Here is a 21,182-nt window from a genome sequence, read left to right on the forward strand (position 1 = left end):
GGGCGGGGTCCGCGGCAGGCTTGTGACCTGCCGGTTTCCCCGCTCGGGACGCCATTGTCAGTCCCCTGCGGTAGCTTCCGAAGTGCGAGGCGCAACGACGCGCACGTACGACGGAACGGCCACAGGGGTGGGTGGACGATGACCAACGGCACGGCGACGACAACAGACCTCGACGTCAGGCTGGAGAAGCACCGGACCGAGCTGACCGGCTACTGCTACCGGATGCTCGGCTCCTCCTTCGAGGCCGAGGACGCGGTGCAGGACACGATGGTCCGCGCCTGGCGCAGCTACGAGAAGTTCGAGGGCCGCTCGAGCCTCCGTTCCTGGCTCTACCGCATCGCGACCAACGTCTGCCTGGACATGCTGACGGCGGGCAACAAGCGCGCCCGGCCCATGGACCTCACGGAGTCGACGCCCCTCGCCCGGGCCGCCCTCTCCCCCCGCCCCGACCACACCTGGCTGGAGCCGATGCCGGACGCGCGCGTCCTGCCGGTGGTCGAGGACCCGGCGGAGGCCGCGGTCGCCAAGGAGTCCGTGCGGCTCGCTTTCATGGCGGCCCTGCAGCAACTGCCGCCCAAGCAGCGCGCGGTGCTGATCCTGCGCGAAGTGCTGGCCTGGCGGGCGAGCGAGGTCGCCGAGCTGCTCGACACCTCCGTCGCGTCGGTCAACAGCGCCCTGCAGCGGGCCCGGGCGACACTCGCCGAGCGGGACGAGAAGGGGGCCGACGCGGCCGTGTCCGACCCGCTGGACGAGGAGCAGCAGAAGCTGCTGGAGCGCTATGTCGCCGCATTCGAGGGCTACGACATGACGGCGCTGACGGCGCTGCTGCACGAGGACGCGGTCATGACGATGCCGCCGTTCGACCTGTGGCTGACCGGCCAGGAGGACATCACCGGCTTCATGACCACGCTCGGCGCCGCCTGCGAGGGCTCGCGTCTGCTGCCGGTCCAGGTCAACGGCCTGCCGGGCTTCGCCCAGTACAAGCCGGACCCGGAGGCGGGCGGCTTCAGCCCCTGGGCGGTCCAGGTCCTGGAGATCTCAGAGGGCCGGCTCACCGGGTTCCACTTCTTCCTCGACACGCAGCGGTGGTTCCCGCTGTTCGGGCTGCCCCTCCATCTCGAAGCGGAGGCCGACCAGGTCGAGGAGGGCGTGTAAGGCCGGGTCCGGGTCGCGCAGCCTGAGCCGTACCCCGGCCCGACGGGCGGTGAGCTGAAGCCGCGCCAGGAGGTCGACGGTCCCGAGCCCCGGCGGGCCCAGCCCACCGGCGTCGCACACCACCACCCCGGCGCCGGTGGCCTCCAACAGCGTCCGCAGGTCCTCGCACAGCCCCGCCACCCGGTCCCGGGTGACGGGGCCGGCCAGCACGAGTACGGCGGGTGTCATGGCGTCCACGAACGGTAGACCGGGCGGGTGGGCACAACTCATCGGCCGCACTGGTGCAGGTGCCCCGTGCGGGTCCGGCACGGATCACATTGACCGGCTCCCCTCCTTCCCCGGAGGGTTGCCCGCATGCCCCACGGATCAGCACCGCCCCGGATACCCGACGGCCTCCTTCCCGCCGAGGGGACGCCGTGCAGGGAGTGCTGACGGGGTTCGCGGTCATCGCGGTGGTCATCGGCGTCGGCTACGTGATCGGCCGCCGCGGCCACCTCGGCGACCAGGGCCGCGAGGTGCTGACCAAGCTCGCCTTCCATGTGGCCAGCCCGGCCCTGTTGTTCACCACGCTCGCCCGGGCCGACCTGTCGGTGGTCTTCTCCAGCCGCCTGCTGGTGACGGCCCTGAGCACGGCCGCGGCGGCCGGCGTCTTCGTCGCGGTGGCTGTCGTACGGGGCTGGGGCGTGGGCCGGACGACGATCGGCGCGCTCTGCTCCAGTTACGTCAACGCCGGCAACCTGGGTATCCCGATCGCCGTGTACGTCCTCGGTGACGCGTCACTGGTGGCGCCGGTGCTGCTGTTCCAGCTCGTCGGCGTCACGCCGGTGGCGCTCACGATCCTGGACCTGTCGGGCGGGGGCGGGCAGGGCCCGCTGTGGCGACGGCTGCTGACACCGTTGCGCAACCCGATCGCGGTCGGCTCGCTGGCGGGGGTGGCGGTGTCGGCGTCCGGTGTGCGCGTTCCGAGCCCGCTCATGGATCCGCTGACGCTGATCGGCAACATGTCGGTCCCGGCGGTGCTGCTCGCCTTCGGCATCTCGCTGTGCGGCAGCACGTGGCCGGGCCGGGGCCCCGACCGCCACCCCGTGTTCCTGTCGGTCGCCCTGAAGTCGGTGGGCCAGCCGGTCGCGGCCTGGGCGCTCGCGACCGGCGTCTTCGGCCTGCACGGAGCCCGGCTGCTCGACGTGGTGGTGACATCGGCCCTGCCGGCCGCCCAGAACCTCTACACGTACGCGTCCAGCTACGGCGTGGGCGAACGCCTGGCCCGGGACTCGATCCTGCTGTCGACGGTGCTGTCGGTGCCGGTGCTGGTGGTCGTCGCGACGTTGTTGGGATGACGGCGGCCGGTCGAGTGGAACGGCACGGCCGTGCGTCTTCTCCCGGCGCGGTCTCCCGTCGGTGCGCCAGCGGGGCCGGCACGCCGAACGGGACCGGCGCAGGTCCACCGATCCCGTTCGTCCGTGCAAGGAAATCCCTGGTCAGGGCAAGGAAATCCCTGGTCAGGCGATACGTTCCAGCACCACCGGCGAGGCCGTGAAGTCCGTACCGGCCGGTGCGACGTCGTACGCCCCCTCGACCGCCTCCAGCGCGTACGCGAAGCGCTCCGGGGTGTCCGTGTGCAGGGTCAGCAGGGGCTGGCCCGCGGTCACCGGATCGCCGGGCTTGGCGTGCAGCTCGACGCCGGCGCCCGCCTGCACCGGGTCCTCCTTGCGGGCGCGGCCGGCACCCAGACGCCAGGCGGCGACGCCGACGCCGTAGGCGTCCAGGCGGGTCAGGACGCCGGACGACGGGGCCTTGACGACGTGCTGTTCCTTCGAGGTGGGCAGGGCCGCGTCCGGATCGCCGCCCTGGGCCGCGATCATGCGACGCCAGACGTCCATCGCCGAGCCGTCGGCCAGGGCCTTCGCCGGGTCGGCGCCCTTCACGCCCGCCGCGTCCAGCATCTCGCGGGCCAGGGCGATGGTCAGCTCCACCACGTCCGCGGGGCCGCCGCCGGCCAGCACCTCCACCGACTCGCGGACCTCCAGCGCGTTGCCCGCCGTGAGGCCGAGCGGGGTCGACATGTCCGTCAGCAGGGCCACGGTCCGCACCCCGTGGTCGGTGCCCAGTCCCACCATCGTGGAGGCCAGCTCGCGCGCGTCCTCGATGGTCTTCATGAACGCGCCGGTGCCGACCTTGACGTCGAGGACCAGGGAGCCGGTGCCCTCGGCGATCTTCTTGGACATGATCGAGGAGGCGATCAGCGGGATCGCCTCGACGGTGCCGGTCACGTCGCGCAGCGCGTACAGCTTCTTGTCGGCGGGGGCCAGGCCGTCGCCGGCCGCGCAGATCACCGCGCCGGTGGTGTCCAGGACGTGCAGCATCTCCTCGTTGGAGAGCAGCGCGCGCCAGCCGGGGATCGACTCCAGCTTGTCGAGCGTGCCGCCGGTGTGGCCGAGTCCCCGGCCCGACAGCTGCGGGACGGCCGCGCCGCAGGCGGCGACCAGCGGGGCCAGCGGAAGGGTGATCTTGTCGCCGACGCCGCCGGTGGAGTGCTTGTCGGCGGTGGGGCGGGACAGGGCCGAGAAGTCCATGCGCTCGCCGGAGTCGATCATCGCGGCCGTCCAGCGGGCGATCTCCCGGCGGTTCATGCCGTTGAGCAGGATGGCCATCGCGAGCGCGGACATCTGCTCGTCGGCGACCTCTCCGCGGGTGTACGCGTCGATGACCCAGTCGATCTGCCCGTCGCTGAGCTCACCGCGGTCCCGCTTGGCGCGGATGACGGAGATGGCGTCCATGGCCATGGCTTTCCTTCCGAACGTTCAGAAACCGTACGGCCCCTCCGGTCGGTGCGAGGGGCCGTACAGGAGTTACCTGTTGAGGTGGCCGGGCCCGAAGGCCTGCGGCAGCATCTCCGCCAGCGGCAGGACGCCCGCGGGTGTCTCGAGCAGCAGGCCGGGGCCGCCGAACTCGTAGAGCAGCTGCCGGCAACGGCCGCACGGCACGAGGATGTCGCCCTTGCCGTCGACGCAGGTGAAGTGCGTCAGCCGGCCGCCCCCGCTGCGCTGAAGCTCCGAGACGAGTCCGCACTCGGCGCACAGCCCGAGCCCGTACGAGGCGTTCTCGACGTTGCAGCCGGAGACCGTGCGCCCGTCGTCGACCAGGGCCGCGACCCCGACCGGGTAGCCCGAGTAGGGGGCGTACGCGCGGGTCATGGCCTCCCGGGCCGCCGCGCGCAACTCGTCCCAGTCGACGGCCGACGGCGGGGTCACTTGCCCTGCCCCTTGCGGTAGCGCATGCCGTCCGCCTTGGGCATCCGCAGTCGCTGGGCGGACAGTGACAGCACGAGCAGGGTGACGACGTACGGGGTGGCGCCGACGAAGTCGCTCGGCACCTCGTCCGTGACCAGGTACCAGAGGAGGACGAGCCCGCCGACGAAGAGGCTGATGCCGCCCTGCCAGTGCGCCTTGCGGTACATCTTCCAGCCGGCGAGCACCGCGAGGAGCACGACGAGCAGGAGCAGCAGCGCGTGCACGGTCTCGCCGCCGTTGCGCAGCTGAAGCGCGTCCGAGTAGCCGAACAGGCCCGCGCCCATCGCGAGTCCACCGGGTCGCCAGTTGCCGAAGATCATGGCCGCGAGACCGATGTAACCGCGCCCGCCGGTCTGGCCCTCCAGGTAGATGTGCGAGGTGACCAGCGCGAGGAAGGCGCCGCCGAGCCCGGCGAGGCCGCCGGAGACGGCCACGGCCACGTACTTGTAGCGGTAGACGTTGACGCCGAGCGACTCCGCCGCGATCGGGTTCTCACCGCAGGAACGCAGCCGCAGACCGAACGGGGTGCGCCACAGCAGCCACCAGCTCGCGACGAACAGCACCGCGGCCAGGATCGTCACCACGGACACCTCGGTGACCAGACCGCCGAGGATGCCCGCGAGGTCGGAGATGAGGAACCAGTGGTGCTTCTCGACGGACTGGAGCGCGTCGGAGAGGCCGGGCACGGTGATGTCGCCCATCGACTCCACCGGCGGGGACTGCTTGGGGTTGCCGCCCGCCTCCGCCGCCTTGCCGTCCGAGAAGAAGAGCTTGGCGAGGTACTGGGTGGTGCCGAGCGCGAGCAGGTTGACCGCGACGCCGGAGACGATGTGGTCGACACCGAAGGTGATGGTCGCGATCGCGTGCACCAGGCCGCCGAGGACACCGAAGCCGATACCGCACAGCAGGCCGAGCCACGGGTTGGTCTGCCAGCCGACCCAGCCGGCGCCGAAGGTGCCGAGGATCATCATGCCCTCGAGGCCGATGTTGACCACGCCGGCCCGCTCGGACCACAGGCCCGCGAGACCGGCGAGGCCGATGGGCACGGCGAGGCCGAGCGCGGCACCGATCTGCCCCTCGGAGGTGAGCTGGTCGGCGCCGGTGATGATGCGGACCACCGCCACCAGGATCAGCGCACCCGCGACGATCGTGAGGATCCGGCCCAGCGACCGGCCCGAGCCGGTGCCGCCGGTGTCCGCCTTGGGGGCCGCGGGCGGCGGCGTGTCGGTCATCGTGGCAGTCATCACGCCACCTCCTGCTTCTCGTTCGGGGCGGCCTGGGCGGCGAGTTCGGCGCCGACCCGTTGCTGCTGACGCTTGAGGCCGTACCGGCGTACGACCTCGTAGGCGATCACGACGCACAGGACGATGACGCCCTGGATGACGCCGAGGATCTCCTTGTCGTAGCCCTCGAACTCAAGGTGGTTGGTGGTGCGCTCGAGGAAGCCCCACAGGAGGGCGCCGAGTGCGATGCCGACGGGGTTGTTGCGGCCGAGCAGCGCGATGGCGATGCCGGTGAAGCCGATGCCCGACGGGAAGTCGTTGCTGAACTGGTGGCTGTCGTTGAGGAGGGTCGGCATACCGATCAGACCGGCCACGGCACCCGAGATGAGCATGCTGGTGGCGATCATGCGCTTGACGCTGACACCGCTGGCCGCGGCCGCGCTCTCGGACTGGCCGACGGCCCGCAGGTCGAAGCCGAAGCGGGTGCGGCCGAGCACGAACCAGTAGGCGACACCGACGAGTACGGCGATCACGATGAAGCCCCAGAGGACGCCTGCCGCACCCGTGTCGATCGAGAAGAACCACGAGTCCTGCGGCAGCGGCTTGGTCGAGACGACGGTGCCGCCGCTCTGGAGTTCGGCGAGCTTACCCGGCTGCAGGAGGTAGGCGATGATCGCGGTGGCGATGGAGTTCAGCATGATCGTCGAGATGACTTCGCTGACGCCCCGGGTCACCTTGAGGATTCCGGCGATACCGGCCCAGACGGCGCCCACGCCCATCGCACAGATGATCATCAGCGGGACGGCGACGAAGCCCGGCAGGGTCAGCGCACCGCCGAGCACCGCCGCGAAGAACGCGGCGAGCCGGTACTGGCCGTCCACGCCGATGTTGAACAGGTTCATGCGGAAGCCGATGGCCACCGCGACACCCGCCAGGTAGTACGTCGTCGCCTTGTTGAGGATGTAGACCTGGCTGTCGCTGGCGGAGCCGTAGGTCAGCATGTCGCTGAAGGCGGCGAACGGGTTCTTGCCGGTGGCGAGGATCACCAGGGCGGTGACGACGATCGCGGCGACGAGCGCGAGCAGCGGCGCGGCGAGCCCCAGGAACAGCCGCTCCTTGTCGATCCGTGAGGTCAGCTTTTTCATCGGTCGTCGTCCTCTGTGTGCTCCAGGTGGCCGGTGGCCGCACCCGTCATGGCGGAGCCCAGCTCCTCGGGGGTGATCGTGGCGGGGTCGGCGTCGGCGACCAGGCGGCCGCGGTACATCACCCGCAGGGTGTCGGAGAGCCCGATGAGCTCGTCCAGGTCGGCCGAGATCAGCAGCACGGCCATGCCCTCGCGGCGGGCCTCCCGGATGTGGTCCCAGATGGCGGCCTGCGCGCCGACGTCCACACCGCGGGTGGGGTGGGCGGCGATGAGGAGCTTGGGCGCGTGGCTCATCTCGCGGCCGACGATCAGCTTCTGCTGGTTGCCGCCGGACAGCGAGGCGGCGGTCACCTCGATACCCGGGGTGCGGACGTCGTACGCCTCGATGATCCGCTCGGTGTCGGCGCGGGCGCCCTTGAGGTCGAGCAGCCCACCGCGCGAGTTGGGCCGCTCGGTGACGTGGCCGAGGATGCGGTTCTCCCACAGCGGCGCCTCGAGCAGCAGGCCGTGGCGGTGACGGTCCTCGGGGATGTAGCCGACGCCGGCCTCGCGGCGGCGGCGGGTGGGGGTGTGGGAGATGTCGGTGCCGTCCAGCGTGATGACGCCGGACTCGGGGGCACGGATCCCCATGATCGCCTCGACCAGTTCGGACTGGCCGTTGCCCTCCACACCGGCGATGCCGAGGATCTCGCCCCGGTGGATGGTGAAGGTGATCTCGTCGAGGATGATCCGCTGGACGCCGTCGAGGTCCGTCTGGGCCAGGTGCAGCCGTGCCACGTCCAGCAGGGGGACGTCCGTGACGGTGGACTCCTCCGTCTCCGGTGTGGGCAGCTCACTGCCGACCATCAGTTCGGCGAGCTGCTTGGCGGTGGTGGTCCTCGGCTCCACCGTGCCGACCGTGGTACCGCGCCGGATGACGGTGATCTCGTCGGCGACGGACAGCACCTCGCCCAGCTTGTGGGAGATGAAGATGACGGTGAGCCCCTCGGCCTTCAGCTCGCGGAGGTTGTCGAAGAGGGCGTCGACCTCCTGCGGCACGAGGACGGCGGTGGGCTCGTCGAGGATGAGGGTCTTGGCGCCGCGGTAGAGGACCTTGAGGATCTCCACGCGCTGACGGTCGGCGACGCCGAGCTCCTCCAGGAGCACGTCGGGCCGGACGTTGAGCCCGTACGCGTCGGAGATCTCCTTGATCTTCGTACGCGCCTTGGCACCGATGCCGTGCAACTTCTCAGCGCCGAGGACGACGTTCTCGAGGACGGTGAGGTTGTCGGCGAGCATGAAGTGCTGGTGCACCATGCCGATACCGCGGCCGATGGCGTCGGCGGGGTTGTGGAAGATGACCCGGTCGCCGTTCACGGTGATGGTGCCCTCGTCCGGCTGCTGCATGCCGTAGAGGATCTTCATCAGGGTGGACTTGCCGGCACCGTTCTCGCCGCACAGGGCGTGGACGGTGCCCGCGGCGACGGTGATGTCGATGTCACGGTTGGCGACGACGCCGGGGAAGCGTTTGGTGATGCCGCGCAGTTCGACGGCAGCGGGAGGGCTGGACGCGTTGATGGCGCACTCTCCTGGGGGAAAGGGGCTGCGTAGGGGAGGGCAGGCGTCGGCGACGCTAGCGCGGCAACTCCGTGCTACACGCGTAGAGTTGACACATTGTTATGGCTCGGCGAGGGGCTGATGAACGCCACCTCGCCGAGCCCGGGTCCGGCGGGACCCGTCAGGTCACGGGGTGGTCTTGACCTTGATGTCGCCGTCGACGATCTTCTTCTTGGCCGCGTCCAGCTTGGCCTGGATGTCGTCGATGAAGCCGCCGCTGGTGGCCAGCGAGACACCGTTCTTGGCGAGCGAGTAGCTGTTGGTGCCGGTCAGCGGCTTGCCGTCGTGAACGGACTTGATGAGGTCGTAGACACCGACGTCGACGCTCTTGACCATCGAGGTCAGGATCGAGGCCTTGTACTTGGCCAGACCCGGGACGTTGTACTGGTCGGAGTCCACGCCGATGGCCCAGGCGCCCTTGACGCCGCTGACGGCCTCGATCGCGCCGTTGCCGGAGGAGCCGGCCGCCGTGTAGATGACGTCGGCGCCCTTGTCGAGCATGCCCTGCGCGGCTTCCGAACCCTTGTCGGGGCTGGAGAAGCCGGAGAGGTCACTGCCGTGGGTCAGGTACTGCACATCGACCTTGACCTTCGGGTCGGTGTCCTTGACGCCCTGGACGTAGCCCGCCTCGAACTTCTTGATCAGCGGCGTGTCGACGCCGCCGATGAAGCCGACGTGGTCCTTCTTGGTCTTGAGGGCGGCGGCGACGCCGGCCAGGTACGAGCCCTGCTCCTCGGTGAAGGTGATGCTGTCGACGTTGTTGACGTCCACCACCGAGTCGACGATGCCGAAGCTGGTCTTCGGGTACTTCGCGGCGACCTTGGCCATCGACGCGGCGTAGGAGAAACCGACACCGATGACCGGGTTGTAGCCGGCGCCGGCCAGGTCCGTGAGGCGCTGCTCACGGTCGGCCTCGGTGTCGGAGGTCTTGGCGGTCAGCTCCTTGATGGAGCCGCCGAACTCGCTCTTGGCCTTGTCGGCACCGCGCGCGGCGGAGTCGTTGAAGGAACGGTCACCACGGCCGCCGACGTCGAAGGCGAGGCCGATCTTGACGCCCTTGCCGTCGGAGGCGGAGGACGACGACGAGGTGTCGTTGTCGGAGGAGGTACTGCCACAGGCTGTGGCAGACAGTGCGAGAGCTGCGGATACGACACACACAGCGGAAAGCTTGGCTACCCGGCGCACGGGAAGGCTCCTTCACCTGACCTGAGCGCCACGTCGGCGCTGGATGTGAGCACCTTGTCAGTGCTCGGGCCGATGCGCTCCGGCGGCGTCGGCTTCGCGGCATCGTAACGCGCGTAGATGTCAGAAAAAGACCTCTTCCGAAGCCGTTATCGATTCGAGGCAAACGGCGTCTGAACTCGGGTCCTTGCGAAGCGATACCCACGGTTTCGAACAGTGCACGATTGGCTTACAACCATGTTGCGCCGGACGGCGGAACGGCCCTCTCCGAGGCCGTCCCGCGCGAGCGGCCGTTCGTCACCGGTCCTTCGCGTCCAGCAGTGCCGCCGCGGTGAACAGCTCCACGCCCACGGTGATCGCCGACTCGTCGGCGTCGAAGTCGCCCTGGTGCAGATCCCGCACGGTGCGCTCGCCGGGCGGGCGGACACCGAGCCGGGCCATGGCACCGGGCACGTGCTCCAGGTACCAGGAGAAGTCCTCGCCCCCGAGGCTCTGCTCCGTCCCTTCCACCGCGTCGCCACCCCGACGCGTGGTCATGGCGTCCCGCAGCAGTTCCGTCACGGCCGGGTCGTTGACCACGGGCGGGACCCCGCGCACGTAGTTGATCTCCGACTTGGCCCCGTGCAGGTTGGCGACCTCGTCGATGGCCGCGACGACCACGTCGGGCGCGTCCCGCCAGGCGTCGATGTCCAGGCAGCGCACGGTCCCGGACAGCTCGGCGTGCTGCGGGATCACGTTCGGCGCGTGCCCCGACTCGATCCGTCCCCAGGTCACCGCGAGTCCGTGCCGGGTGTCGACGCGCCGGCCGACGAGCGCGGGCACGTCCACGACGACCCGGGCGGCGGCCGTCACCAGGTCGGTGGTCAGATGCGGCCGGGCGGTGTGGCCGCCGGGACCGTCGAGGGAGACCTCGAGCCGGTCGCAGGCCGAGGTGATCGCACCCTCCCGGAGTCCGATCCGTCCGGCGTCCACGCGGGGGTCGCAGTGCACGGCGATGATCCGCCCCACCCCTTCGAGCACCCCGTCCTCGATGGCGTCGGCCGCGCCACCGGGCAGCACCTCCTCCGCGGGCTGGAAGACCAGCCGCACCGGCCGGGGCAGCAGGCCGTGCCGGTGCAGCTCGGCCAGCACGAGGCCGGCGCCCAGCACCACGGTGGTGTGCACGTCGTGCCCGCAGGCGTGCGCGCGGTCCGGCACGGTCGAGCGGTACGGGCAGTCGCTCTTGGTGTCCGGGATCGGCAAGCCGTCGATGTCGGCACGCAGGGCGAGCATGGGCCGCCCCGCGTCCCGGTCACCGATGTCGCAGACGAGCCCGGTCCCGACGGCCAGTACGCGGGGGTGAAGGCCGGCCTTCTCGAGCCGCGCCTTGATCGCCGCGGTGGTGCGGAACTCCTGGTTGCCAAGTTCGGGATGCATGTGCAGGTCACGCCGGAACGCGACGAGCTCGGCACGGAGCGTCTCGCTCAACGTGCCGGGAAGCATGGCTTCCCCGGGAAGATCGGCCTCGGACTCATGGGACATCAGTTGCTTCACCCTCTGAAGGGTAGGACGCCGGGATGGCCAACTGACCCACGATCAACAAAAGTTCAACCCGTTAGGGGAAGAAACTCCGGCTGCCCGACGCATAGGTATCGGTCCGGATGGGTAGACTCGCCCGCCCTCGGGCCAAGTCGCCACCCCATCCACTCTTCCACGCTTACCACGTCCGGCTCGAACCACGCCGGTTCTGTTCACGTGTCGGACCGCGCCGGACGAGCCTGGCGGGTCCCGGAACCATCACCTCCGCGCGGCGTTCCGGTCACGCGGTGTACCCACCGCCCTCGCGCCGGGCATGCTGCCCCCATGGAGGCATGCGGCTGTGGCGAGGACCAGATCCCCTGGATGCTGGCGAAATTCGGCCTGCTCGGGACGGCGGGACTCGTCCTGGGGACGCTGGCCCTGATGATCCTCACGGGCTGGCTGCTGGCCACGGCGGTCTGGCTGGCCCGCCGTCGCCGGGGCCGGGGTCCCGGGCCGAGACGTGACGCAAGAGACACGGGAGCGGAGGGCAGTCCGCCCTCGGCGGCCGCCAGGCTTCCGCGGGGCCCGCTCGGCGGCTTCACCTGGCGCGCCGACGACTCCTGAAGGCGCGCTCGCGGCCGCGACCCGTGAGCCGTGGGGCCCCCGAGCCGTCGTCCGCACCTGACTGTCGCGCGCCCGGCGACCAGCCACCCCTGAGCCACTGCGCGCCGACGACCGCCTGACCGCCGTACGCCCGCTGCCGCCCCGGAGCAGTCGTGCACCGGCGACCACCCTGAGCCGTTGTGCCGTCGCCCCCGCGCCGTCGTAAGTACCGAAACTTCCGGCGGCGTCGCGGTGAACCTCCGGCTCGTCGCCGCGAATCGCGGGACCGGGTCCCGTTGCGCCGCTAAGGTGCCGCAGCGTGAGCACCGAAACCCGAACCGAGACCCGAACCCCGATCCGAACCGAGACCGGCGCTCCGGACTTCGTCCGAGCCACCAGCGCCTCCTACGACGCGATAGCCCCCGCCTACACCGAAGCCTTTCCCCACGGGCTGGGCGACCGGCCGGTGGATCACGCCCTGGTCAACGCCTTCGCCGAGCTGGTGCGGGCCACCGGCACCGCCCCGGTCGCCGACATCGGCAGCGGCCCGGGGTACGTCACCGCGAAACTCCACGCCCTCGGCGTCCCGGTCTTCGGGATCGACGTCTCGCCGCGGATGGTGGCCCTGGCCCGCCGGGCGCACCCGGAGCTCCGGTTCCACGTGGGCTCGATGACGTCCCTGGACCTCCCGGACGAGACGCTCGGCGGCGTCCTCGCCCTGTACTCGATCATCCACGTCCCGGACGAGCACCTGCCCACCGTGTTCGCGGAGTTCCACCGCGTGCTGGTCCCCGGCGGCCACGTCCTGCTCTGCTTCCAGACCGCCGACGAGGACGACCGTATGCACCTCGCGGAGCGCTTCGGCCAGGAGATCTCGCTCGACTACTACTGGCGCACCCCGGAGACGGTGGCGGGACACCTCACCGCGGCGGGCCTCCAGGTCCAGGCCCGCGTCCGGATCGAGCCGCCCGCGGACGCGAAACTCCCCCGCGCCTTCCTGCTGGCCCGGAAACCGGAGTCGGAGTAGGCCGGAGCGGGCGGGGCGCCCGTGTCCCGCGCCGGGTCGGACGGACAGCGCGGCCCCGCTATACCGCCTTCGCCACCTTCACCGCGCTCACCGCGCTCACCGCGGACAGCCGGTGCACGTCCCGGGCCGTGTCCGTGACGCCCGACAGGAAGCCCTGAGCGCGCGGTGAGGCGTTCTCCGTCAGCCACCCGGGGTCGATGTCGCACACCGCGACCCGTACCTCGGTGCCCGCCAGGGCCAGGGGCAGGGTGTGGACCACGGTCGAGGGGAAGCTCAGGATCGTGCGGCCGATGGGGCCCCGGCGGGCGATCAGCTCCAGCGGGAGGTCCGGGCGGACGATCTCCAGGCCCGTCTCCACGGCCAGCCGGTGAAGTTTGTCCGTGCTCTCGCGCCGGTGCGCGAAGTAGCGGGTCGTCCCGTGCGCCTTGGCCAGGGCGGTGACGGCTTCGAGGTACCGGTCGGCGTCGACGACACCGGTCTCCACCAGCGACGTACCGACCATGTCGGCGCCCTTGGTGATCCGGGGCGGGCCGAAGCGGTGTCGCGTCCAGGCGAAGGTGTTCGCCGTCACCTTCACGCCGTCCGGGGTCTTCTCCATCGGCATGGAGGAGAAGATCTCCACCCGCCGTTTCCCGCCCGGTGTCAGGCGGCGCCGGGCCGCGGCCGACACCGGCCCGAAGACCAGGTCCCGCGCCCCCCTGCGGCCGCCCTTGCGGTGCCAGCGCACCAGCCGCTCCCCGAGGGCGAGCTGGGCGACGAACTCCATGGTGGCCGTGCCGTCGTCGACGACGACCAGGTCACGGGCCCGCGTGATGGTCAGCAGCAGCTGCACGTACCGGGAGAAGGGGTCCCCGAGGACGACCCGGTCGGCCCGGCGGAGCATCCCGGACAGGCCACCGATCGTCTGGAACGGCGCTGCCGGACCGCCCCGCGCCTCCTCCCAGCGGACCTGGTGGCCCTCCTCGCGGGCCAACTCGGACATGCGGCGCAGCTGGCCCCGGGTCATGGGGTCGATCGGGGACAGCACCACCAGCGTGAACCCCGCGCCGGGCGCGTGCTCGTGCGCCCACTCCAGCACGTTGAGAAGCTGTACCGGACTCTCCACGAAGGCGAGGGTGTGGGGGCCGGCGGAACCGGCGCGGGGGCTCATCGACGTACGACCGTCCCGTCGTAAGGCGTGCGGGGGATTCAGGGCTTCGGAACTCGGACGGGTCAGACCGAGACCGGCTCGCCCGCCGCCGCCGCGATCTCCGCCTCCGCGACGACACCGCTGACGCGGCGCAGCTTCTTCATCGGGCCGAGCTCGGACTCGTAGACCTTCTTCACGCCGTCGCCGAGGGAGGCCTCGATGGTGCGGATGTCGCGGACGAGGCGGGTCAGGCCCTGCGGCTCGACCGAGGCGGCCTGGTCCGAGCCCCACATGGCGCGGTCGAGGGTGATGTGACGCTCCACGAAGGCGGCGCCGAGGGCGACGGCGGCGAGCGTGGTCTGCAGGCCGGTCTCGTGGCCGGAGTAGCCGATCGGGACATTGGGGTACTCGGCCTGGAGGGTGTTGATGACCCGGAGGTTGAGCTCCTCGGCCTTCGCCGGGTAGGTGGAGGTGGCGTGGCAGAGCAGGATGTTGTCGCTGCCCAGGACCTCGACCGCGTGGCGGATCTGCTTCGGGGTGGACATGCCGGTGGAGAGAATGACCGTACGGCCGGTGCCGCGCAGGGCGCGCAGCAGCTCGTCGTCGGTGAGGGAGGCGGACGCGACCTTGTGGGCCGGGAGGTCGAACTTCTCCAGGAAGGCGACGGCCTCGGTGTCCCACGGGGAGGCGAACCAGGCGATGTCCTTCTCCTTGGCGTACTCGTCGATCTGGCGGTACTCGTCCTCGCCGAACTCCACGCGGTGGCGGTAGTCGATGTAGGTCATGCGGCCCCAGGGGGTGTCGCGCTCGATGTCCCACTGGTCGCGCGGGGTGCAGATCTCGGGGGTGCGCTTCTGGAACTTGACCGCGTCGCAGCCGGCTTCGGCGGCGGCGTCGATCAGCTTGAAGGCGTTCTCGAGCTCGCCGTTGTGGTTGATGCCGATCTCGCCGACGACGTAGACGGGCCGGCCCGGGCCGGCGGTCTTCGAACCGAAGGTGCGCAGACGGGAGTTGGTGCTCATGGTGGAGAGGTTCCTTACGTGTCGAGGGAGTCGAGAGAGGGGCCGAGGATCCAGCTGGCGATCTCTCGGATCGCGCCGTCGCCACCGGGCACGGTGGTGACCGCGCGTGCGGCGCCGCGCACGACGTCGTGGGCGCTCGCGACCGCCACGGGCCAGCCGACGAGGGCGAAGCACGGGAGGTCGTTGACGTCGTTGCCGACGTAGAGCACGCGCTCGGGCGCGATGCCCTGCTCCCCGCACCACTGCTTGAGTGCGAGGTCCTTCCGGTCGATGCCGTGCAGGACCGGGATTCTGAGCTTCCGGGCCCGGGCGGCGACGACCGGGTTCTGCTCCGTGGAGAGGATCAGCATGTCCAGGCCGCTGTCGCGCAGGGCCGCGATGCCGAGGCCGTCTCCGCGGTGCACGGAGACGAACTCCTTTCCGTCGGCGTCGATCAGCACCCGGTCGTCGGTCTGGGTGCCGTCGAAGTCCAGTACGACCGCGTCGATGTCCGCGGCGGTCGGCAGCGAACCGGGACGGTTCGCGTCGAACAGGGGGGCCAGCGCCCGCGCCCGCGCCAGTTCGTGCGGGTCGTCGATCTCCAGCACGCGCGCCGGGTCGGTCCGCACCAGTTCGGTGCGGCCGAAGAAGCGGTGCTTGTGCTCGCGGAAGCCGGTCGCGTCCATCGCGTAGGCGGCGCCGGTCTCCAGGAGGTCCTGGGGGCGGTCCTGGCGGCGCGGGCGGAAGGACTTGTCGTGGTTGACTCCGTGTCCGCCGTCCCGCGCGCCGGGGCCGGCGAGGTCGTCCTCGGCGTCCCGCCAGATGAAGCCGTGGAAGGGCGCCACGGTCACGGCCGTGTCGGCGCCGTGCTCGACGACCGCGGCCGCGACTCCCTCGACGTCCTCGCGGACGATGAAGGGGCTGGTGCACTGCACCAGGAGCACCGCGTCGACGGCCGCCCCGTGCAGGGCCTCGTGCGCCTCCATCGCGTGCAGCACCGCGGCCTCGGAGGTCGCCGTGTCCCCGGCGATGGCGGCCGGACGCAGCACCACCTCGGCGCCCGCGGCCCGCGCGGCGGCCGCGATGGCCTGGTCGTCGGTGGACACGACGACGTCCGTCACCAGCCGGGTCGCGCGGCACTCGCGCACGGCGCGGGCCACCAGCGGTACGCCCCCGACCGGGGCGAGGTTCTTCGCGGGCACGCCCTTGGAGCCGCCGCGCGCGGGAATCACCGCGAGCACCCGGCGCACCGAAGCGCCCTGGCCCGCCTGCGGGTTGGACATGGGCTGTACTCCTTGGGAAGAGGTCCGGGGACTCACAGCTCCCCCATCCGCCGGATCACCGGGGCGACCCGCTGCACGCCGTGCCGGTAGGCGCCGCGCGCCGCCCGGCGCACGATCTGCCGGACCGGTCCGGGTTCCTTGTCGGCGGCGGGGGCGCCGGGCAGCGGGGTGCCGTCCGGGCCGAGGTGGTGGCGGGCGAGGATGCCCGGCAGATAGCCGGGTGCGGTCGCCGGTGTGTAGTAGGGGGTCAGGGGCGGCAGGCCCCCGGGCCGGTCGAGGAACTTGGTGATGCGCTCGCGGGCCGCGTCGAAGGCCGTCGCGTAGGAGCCGTCCGCCGCGACGCCCTGCCGCGCCACCCAGTCCTCGTCGGGCGCCGGCCGGTGCCCGTCGTCGAGCTGGTCCCAGGAGGCGAGGCAGCCGGATCCGACGAAGTGGTGGTTGCCGTGCACCTCACGCACCCCGAAGTCGGTCAGGACGACGGTGGGGATACGGCGGTGCAGGGCCTCCAGCGCGGCCGTGGAACTGACCGTCACCAGCAGGTCGGTGCGGTCCAGTACCTCCCCCATGTGCCCGTACACGAGCCGGAGGTTGGCCGGCAGGTCGAGCCGCTGCGCCAGCTTCTGATACGGCAGTTCCTCGATGTGTGTGGTGTGTTCGCCGGGCCGGGAGCGCAGCTTCAGCAGCACCTCGCGCTCGGGGTGCAGCCGCGCGTGCCGGACCAGTCGGTCGAGCAGGTAGGCGCGGTCCCTGCGGCTGTCCGGCACGGACGGCTGGGCGGCGAAGACCACGGTGTACGGGTCGTGTTCGCCGGTGTACGGGGCCCCGCCCAGGAACGGCAGGGCGACCTCGGTGACCGCCGAGCAGTCGGCGCCCACGCCGTCGTAGACCGCCCGGAAACGCTCGGCGTCCTGGCGGGAGTTGGCGAGGACGAGGTCCGCGCCGTGCCGCAGCAGGAGGCCGTCGGCGAGCTTCTCGTAGACGACGCCGACGTAGCCGGTGACGACGACGGGCCGCTTCGCCCGGCCCTCCCAGGCCCGCCTGAGACCGTGCAGCATCGCCTGCACCCCGCCGCCGACGAGGGCCAGGACGACGACGTCGTACGACTCCTCGGCCATGGCGCGCAGGAACTCCACCGCGGTCACCTCCCGCAGGGAGTCGGCGTGCACGCCCACCTCCTCCAGCTGGCGGGCGGTGGGCGTGGCCCGGCCGCGCAGCAGGAATCCGCTCAGGGCGGGGCCGGCTTGCGCGTCCTCGCGCGTTCCGGCTTCCATGGTCGGGCCCGGGGCGATGCGGTCCGCGGTCAGCGCACCCCATTTCCATCGGGTGTCCGAGTCCGCGAGGACGGCGATTCGCGGGGGCTTCCTTGTACTTGCAGGCACGAGGAAGACGCTAGGAATCAATTTCTAGGAACGGCCCAACCGCGAATCAACGAAAAGTTAACAACAAACCACCGAGAGCCGAACTGGCCCGTCGAAGACCCGAAAGTACACGTGGTGCACCGTTCCGACACATGGAGTTCACCCCCCGTACGTTCACCGGAAAGTTCCGTTGCCGGGGCGCCTCCTAGGATTTCGCGGGTGCCAAAGCTTTCCGTGATCGTGCCGTTCTACAACGTCCAGCAATACGCCCCGGACACCCTCAGAAGTCTTCGCCGCAACGCCCGCAGCGACTTCGAATTCGTCCTGGTCGACGACTTTTCGAAGGACGAGACTCCGGACATTCTCGAACGCGCTGCCGAAGAACTCTCCGAGGTCGCCCAGGTGCGTTTCGTCCGTCACGAGAAGAACGGAGGTCTCGCCACCGCGCGCAACACCGGCCTGGACGTCGCGCGCGGCGAGTACCTGACGTTCCTGGACGGCGACGACTGGCTGGCCCCCGGCCACCTCTCCGAACTGGTGTCGGCGATCGAGGGGTTGGGCTGTGACTTCGTCCGCACCGACCATGTGCAGGCCACCGCCCGCGCCCGGACCGTGCACCGGGCCCCGGTCGGACGGCGGGGCGAGGTGATGGACCCCCGCCGGGCGATCCTGCCCGCCGACCGGACGACCTCGGTGGACTACGCCTACGCCTGGGCGGGTGCCTATCACCGCCGGCTCCTCGACAAGGGCGTCCTGCACTTCACCGACGGACTGCGCACGGCCGAGGACCGGCCGTGGATCTGGAAGCTGCACCGTGAGGCGGAGTCGTTCGCCGTGGTGAGCCTGCTCGGCGTGTTCTACCGGCGCGGGGTCGCCTCCTCGCTCACCCAGATCGGCGACGTCCGCCAGCTCGACTTCATCCGCGCCTTCGACCAGGTCGTGGAGGAGACCGCGGCCGACCCGGACGCGGAGCGGCTGCTGCCCAAGGCGGTGCGGACGTACTGCGCGATCATCGCCCACCACCTCTCGGACGAGAACAAGTTCGAACCGGCCGTCGCCAAGCAGCTGCGGACCATGAGCGCGGCGGCCATACAGCGCATGCCGCAGGGCGCCCTCGGTGACGTGCTCGACACCATGGACCTGCACCGCTCCGCCAAGCTGCGGCGGCTGCGACGCCGGATCACCACCGCGAAGGCGGCCGCCTGATGCCCCGTACCACCCAGATCTTCTGCGCCTCGACGCTGTACGGCGCCGCCACCCTGGCCGCCGCGATCGAGTCCGGCCTCTTCACCGAGCCGGACCGCCGCGTACTGCTGGTCTTCAACAACTCCATGACCCCGGAGACCACCCCGGCCGTCGACGAGATGCCGGGCTTCGGGCCGCTGCGCGACCACTTCGACGACGTGCTGTCCTGGAACGAGGCCATCCGCCCCTTCCATCCCGGCGCCTGGGTTCCGCGCCCCGACGACATCCCTCTCTTCGAGCGCTATCTGCGGCTGCTGTGGGGCCTGGGCGAGGACCGGGTGGAGCTGGTCCTGGAGTCCATCCAGGTCACCCCGGCCCTGACGGTGGCCCAGTTGTTCACCGGCGCCCCCGTCGACGTCTACGCCGACGGCCTGATGAGCTACGGCCCCACCCGCAACAAGCTCGACCCGCTGGTCGGCACCCGGGTGCGCAGGCTGCTGCACCTCGACCTGGTACCGGGGCTCACGCCGATGCTGCTGACGGAGTTCGACGTGCACGCGCACCTCGTGCCGGCGCCGGCGTTCCTGAAGGTGATGAGCGAGCTCAGCGCGGCCGTGCCCGGGCTGCCGGCCCTGCCCGACAACGCGGCCCTGCTGCTCGGCCAGTACCTGTCCGCGCTGAACATCCTCTCCGCCGCGGAGGAGGAGGACCTGCACGTGCGGATGATGCGGGGCGCGGTCGAGCGGGGGCACCGGGCGATCGTCTTCAAGCCGCACCCCACCGCACCGGCCCGCTTCAGCCGCGTCCTGGAGGCGGAGGCCGCGAAGCTCGGGGTGGACCTCACCGTCCTGGACACGCCGGTGCTCGCCGAGGTGCTGTTCGAGCGGGCCCGGCCGGGACTGGTGGTCGGCTGCTTCTCGACCGCGCTGTTCACGGCGTCCGCGTTCTACGACCTGCCGGTGGCCCGGGTCGGGACCGAGACGCTGCTCGACCGGCTGACGCCGTACCAGAACAGCAACCGGGTCCCCCTGGTCCTGGCCGACGCGGTGCTGCCGGACCTGGCGGACCGGGGGGACGAACGACCGGTCCCGGCCGGCACGTTGAACGGTCTGGTCACCGCGATCGGGTTCGTGATGCAGCCGCAGATGCACTCCGCCCGGCGACCGGACGCCGAACGCTATCTCTCCCAGCACCTCGGCCCGCGCACCCAGCGCTACGTCAGGCGCAAGCGGCTCACCTCGCTCGGGCTGCCCGGCGGCATCCCGGAGCGGCTGGCGTTCCTGCCCCGCAGCACCACCGCCCGCCGGATGGTGCGCCGGGCCAGGGCGCTGAGGAAGGCCGTCCGAGGCTGAGCCAACCAGGCATGAACACGGGAGGACGGCCGAGGAAACGCGGGCTCACCATCCAGTTACTCCGTTGATTCCATGGTGAGGCGATGCCCGTGACCCTAGGATCACGGGCATCGCCTGTACCCACCCCGTGAGGCACCCATGACGAAGCTCGGCCGGCTCTACTCCCAGCTCGACGGCGTCCACCTGCCGGACAACCTGCCCTACTCCCAGGTGAGCAGCTGGGAGCTGCGCTTCCTCTACCTGCTGGGGCGCCGGCACCTCACGGGCCAGGGGCAACTGGTCGAACTGGGCTCCGGCGGCGGCGGATCGACGTACGCCCTCGCGCTCGGGCTGCGCGACAGCCCGCTCTTCGACGAGCGGACCGGACGGCTGCACGCCTACGACTTCTTCCACGTCGGCAAGGGCACCTTCGCCACCGAGAAGTTCTTCACCTCCGGCGCCAGGCCCCAGGACGGCAACTCCTTCCTCGACGACTTCCGTGCCAGGCTGGAACCGTTCCTGCCGTTCCTGGAGATCCACGCCGGTGACATCTGGCAGACCTCGGACCCGGCCGACCTCAGCCCGATCGAGTTCCTGCACATCGACATCGCCAAGACACCCCGCGTGTTCCGCTGCGTGACCGAACGCTTCCTGACCCGGCTGGGACCCGGCTCGGTCGTCCTGCACCAGGACTTCGCCGGTCCGCGGCTGCCCTGGCTGCACCACAGCACGGGCGCCCTGCTCCCGTACATCGAGATCGCCGGACCGCCGATCCGCTCCACCCTCGCCTTCGAGGTGACCCGGCCGATCCCCGAGGACGTGCTCCGGCGGATCGCCGAGGACGACCACACCCTCGACGAGAAACTCGCGCTGATCACCGCCGTCCAGGAGCGGATCGACCGCGACCACACCGGCGGCATCCCCTTCAGGTCGGTGCTGGAACTCGCCAAGGCGTACGCCGCCCACTACGCCGGCGAGCACCGGCGGGCCTGGTCCCTGGCCAGGCCGCTGCTCTCCGACGAGTACCTCGCCCGCACCCGGGCCGACCACTTCGCGCAGCTGCGCAGGGCGTACGAGGCCGAACGCGCGGCCACGCCCCGGGTCTCGGCGGTGACCCGGCTCAGGCGGCTGGTCGGCAAACGGTGAGCGGAGCGGGCGGCGGGCCGCCGGTGCGG

Annotated in this window: 19 protein-coding genes; 7 read left to right on the forward strand and 12 right to left on the reverse strand. The window is 71.0% G+C overall.

The genetic code is table 11. The features are described from left to right. Positions 1–138 precede the first annotated feature (138 nt). The gene (locus tag OG985_RS18870; RefSeq protein WP_371669519.1) at positions 139–1,155 is read left to right on the forward strand and encodes a sigma-70 family RNA polymerase sigma factor; all 1,017 of its coding nucleotides are present in this window, start codon (positions 139–141) and stop codon (positions 1,153–1,155) included. Here the strand turns inward: OG985_RS18870 and OG985_RS18875 are convergent. Further along, positions 1,039–1,425, reverse strand: a complete 387-nt coding sequence (locus OG985_RS18875) for an STAS domain-containing protein (RefSeq protein ID WP_371669520.1) — start codon at positions 1,423–1,425, stop codon at positions 1,039–1,041. The two genes, OG985_RS18870 and OG985_RS18875, sit on opposite strands and share 117 nt — an antisense overlap. A gap of 146 nt (positions 1,426–1,571) precedes the next feature. Between OG985_RS18875 and OG985_RS18880 the strand changes: the two genes are divergently transcribed. Next, positions 1,572–2,492, forward strand: a complete 921-nt coding sequence (locus OG985_RS18880; protein WP_371669521.1) for an AEC family transporter — start codon at positions 1,572–1,574, stop codon at positions 2,490–2,492. Between the two features lie 162 nt (positions 2,493–2,654). Here the strand turns inward: OG985_RS18880 and OG985_RS18885 are convergent, their stop codons facing one another. From OG985_RS18885 to OG985_RS18915, 7 genes are all read right to left on the reverse strand, one after another. After that, entirely contained in the window at positions 2,655–3,938 is a 1,284-nt protein-coding gene (locus OG985_RS18885; protein ID WP_371669522.1) for a thymidine phosphorylase, read from the reverse strand. Between the two features lie 66 nt (positions 3,939–4,004). After that, positions 4,005–4,406 (reverse strand): cytidine deaminase, encoded by a 402-nt coding sequence (locus tag OG985_RS18890; RefSeq protein WP_371669523.1) that lies wholly within the window; start codon positions 4,404–4,406, stop codon positions 4,005–4,007. Then, positions 4,403–5,689: an ABC transporter permease gene (locus OG985_RS18895; RefSeq protein ID WP_371669524.1), complete on the reverse strand. Its 1,287-nt coding sequence runs from the start codon at positions 5,687–5,689 to the stop codon at positions 4,403–4,405. Before OG985_RS18895 ends, OG985_RS18890 begins: the two co-directional genes overlap by 4 nt. After that, a complete protein-coding gene (locus tag OG985_RS18900; protein WP_371669525.1) occupies positions 5,689–6,813 on the reverse strand; it encodes an ABC transporter permease in 1,125 nt (374 codons plus the stop codon). Before OG985_RS18900 ends, OG985_RS18895 begins: the two co-directional genes overlap by 1 nt. After that, complete coding sequence (locus OG985_RS18905) at positions 6,810–8,336, reverse strand: ABC transporter ATP-binding protein (protein ID WP_371674427.1); 1,527 nt, start codon at positions 8,334–8,336, stop codon at positions 6,810–6,812. The genes OG985_RS18900 and OG985_RS18905 overlap by 4 nt, the downstream gene beginning before the upstream one ends. 198 nt (positions 8,337–8,534) lie before the next feature. Beyond that, complete coding sequence (locus OG985_RS18910; protein WP_371669526.1) at positions 8,535–9,593, reverse strand: BMP family protein; 1,059 nt, start codon at positions 9,591–9,593, stop codon at positions 8,535–8,537. 294 nt (positions 9,594–9,887) lie between these two features. Further along, complete coding sequence (locus OG985_RS18915; protein WP_371669527.1) at positions 9,888–11,111, reverse strand: M20 family metallopeptidase; 1,224 nt, start codon at positions 11,109–11,111, stop codon at positions 9,888–9,890. Positions 11,112–11,432: 321 nt separating this feature from the next. Between OG985_RS18915 and OG985_RS18920 the strand changes: the two genes are divergently transcribed. Next, on the forward strand, positions 11,433–11,714 hold the full coding sequence (locus OG985_RS18920; RefSeq protein ID WP_371669528.1) for a hypothetical protein: 282 nt from the start codon (positions 11,433–11,435) through the stop codon (positions 11,712–11,714). A gap of 298 nt (positions 11,715–12,012) precedes the next feature. Next, positions 12,013–12,720 (forward strand): class I SAM-dependent methyltransferase, encoded by a 708-nt coding sequence (locus OG985_RS18925; protein ID WP_371669529.1) that lies wholly within the window; start codon positions 12,013–12,015, stop codon positions 12,718–12,720. Between the two features lie 58 nt (positions 12,721–12,778). Here OG985_RS18925 and OG985_RS18930 read toward each other — a convergent pair whose 3' ends face one another. The 4 genes from OG985_RS18930 to OG985_RS18945 all read right to left on the reverse strand — a co-directional run bounded on the left by OG985_RS18930 (position 12,779) and on the right by OG985_RS18945 (position 17,512). Beyond that, positions 12,779–13,870 carry a hypothetical protein gene (locus tag OG985_RS18930; RefSeq protein ID WP_371669530.1) on the reverse strand — a complete coding sequence of 364 codons (1,092 nt, stop codon included), beginning with the start codon at positions 13,868–13,870 and terminating at the stop codon, positions 12,779–12,781. 62 nt (positions 13,871–13,932) lie between these two features. Then, complete coding sequence (locus OG985_RS18935; RefSeq protein WP_371669531.1) at positions 13,933–14,871, reverse strand: N-acetylneuraminate synthase family protein; 939 nt, start codon at positions 14,869–14,871, stop codon at positions 13,933–13,935. 14 nt (positions 14,872–14,885) lie between these two features. Continuing rightward, entirely contained in the window at positions 14,886–16,133 is a 1,248-nt protein-coding gene (locus OG985_RS18940) for a cytidylyltransferase domain-containing protein (protein WP_371669532.1), read from the reverse strand. 32 nt (positions 16,134–16,165) lie between these two features. Next, on the reverse strand, positions 16,166–17,512 hold the full coding sequence (locus tag OG985_RS18945) for a DUF6716 putative glycosyltransferase (protein WP_371669533.1): 1,347 nt from the start codon (positions 17,510–17,512) through the stop codon (positions 16,166–16,168). Positions 17,513–17,710: 198 nt separating this feature from the next. On the opposite strand from OG985_RS18945, the gene OG985_RS18950 reads away from it, so the two are divergent. The 3 genes from OG985_RS18950 to OG985_RS18960 all read left to right on the forward strand — a co-directional run bounded on the left by OG985_RS18950 (position 17,711) and on the right by OG985_RS18960 (position 21,153). Beyond that, complete coding sequence (locus OG985_RS18950; RefSeq protein WP_371669534.1) at positions 17,711–18,697, forward strand: glycosyltransferase family 2 protein; 987 nt, start codon at positions 17,711–17,713, stop codon at positions 18,695–18,697. Beyond that, positions 18,697–20,028: a polysialyltransferase family glycosyltransferase gene (locus OG985_RS18955; RefSeq protein ID WP_371669535.1), complete on the forward strand. Its 1,332-nt coding sequence runs from the start codon at positions 18,697–18,699 to the stop codon at positions 20,026–20,028. Before OG985_RS18950 ends, OG985_RS18955 begins: the two co-directional genes overlap by 1 nt. Positions 20,029–20,166: 138 nt before the next feature. Next, a complete protein-coding gene (locus OG985_RS18960) occupies positions 20,167–21,153 on the forward strand; it encodes a hypothetical protein (protein ID WP_371669536.1) in 987 nt (328 codons plus the stop codon). The last annotated feature ends 29 nt before the right edge of the window (positions 21,154–21,182 follow it).

Origin of the sequence: Streptomyces sp. NBC_00289, assembly GCF_041435115.1 — a bacterium.
GTDB lineage: Bacteria > Actinomycetota > Actinomycetes > Streptomycetales > Streptomycetaceae > Streptomyces.

Coding starts and splice junctions, on each gene's coding strand:
- OG985_RS18870 (WP_371669519.1), top strand. CDS start 139: ATGACCAACGGCACGGCGACGACAACAGACCTCGACGTCAGGCTGGAG.
- OG985_RS18875 (WP_371669520.1), bottom strand. CDS start 1,425: ATGAGTTGTGCCCACCCGCCCGGTCTACCGTTCGTGGACGCCATGACA.
- OG985_RS18885 (WP_371669522.1), bottom strand. CDS start 3,938: ATGGCCATGGACGCCATCTCCGTCATCCGCGCCAAGCGGGACCGCGGT.
- OG985_RS18895 (WP_371669524.1), bottom strand. CDS start 5,689: ATGACTGCCACGATGACCGACACGCCGCCGCCCGCGGCCCCCAAGGCG.
- OG985_RS18900 (WP_371669525.1), bottom strand. CDS start 6,813: ATGAAAAAGCTGACCTCACGGATCGACAAGGAGCGGCTGTTCCTGGGG.
- OG985_RS18915 (WP_371669527.1), bottom strand. CDS start 11,111: ATGTCCCATGAGTCCGAGGCCGATCTTCCCGGGGAAGCCATGCTTCCC.
- OG985_RS18920 (WP_371669528.1), top strand. CDS start 11,433: ATGGAGGCATGCGGCTGTGGCGAGGACCAGATCCCCTGGATGCTGGCG.
- OG985_RS18930 (WP_371669530.1), bottom strand. CDS start 13,870: ATGAGCCCCCGCGCCGGTTCCGCCGGCCCCCACACCCTCGCCTTCGTG.
- OG985_RS18935 (WP_371669531.1), bottom strand. CDS start 14,871: ATGAGCACCAACTCCCGTCTGCGCACCTTCGGTTCGAAGACCGCCGGC.
- OG985_RS18940 (WP_371669532.1), bottom strand. CDS start 16,133: ATGTCCAACCCGCAGGCGGGCCAGGGCGCTTCGGTGCGCCGGGTGCTC.
- OG985_RS18955 (WP_371669535.1), top strand. CDS start 18,697: ATGCCCCGTACCACCCAGATCTTCTGCGCCTCGACGCTGTACGGCGCC.
- OG985_RS18960 (WP_371669536.1), top strand. CDS start 20,167: ATGACGAAGCTCGGCCGGCTCTACTCCCAGCTCGACGGCGTCCACCTG.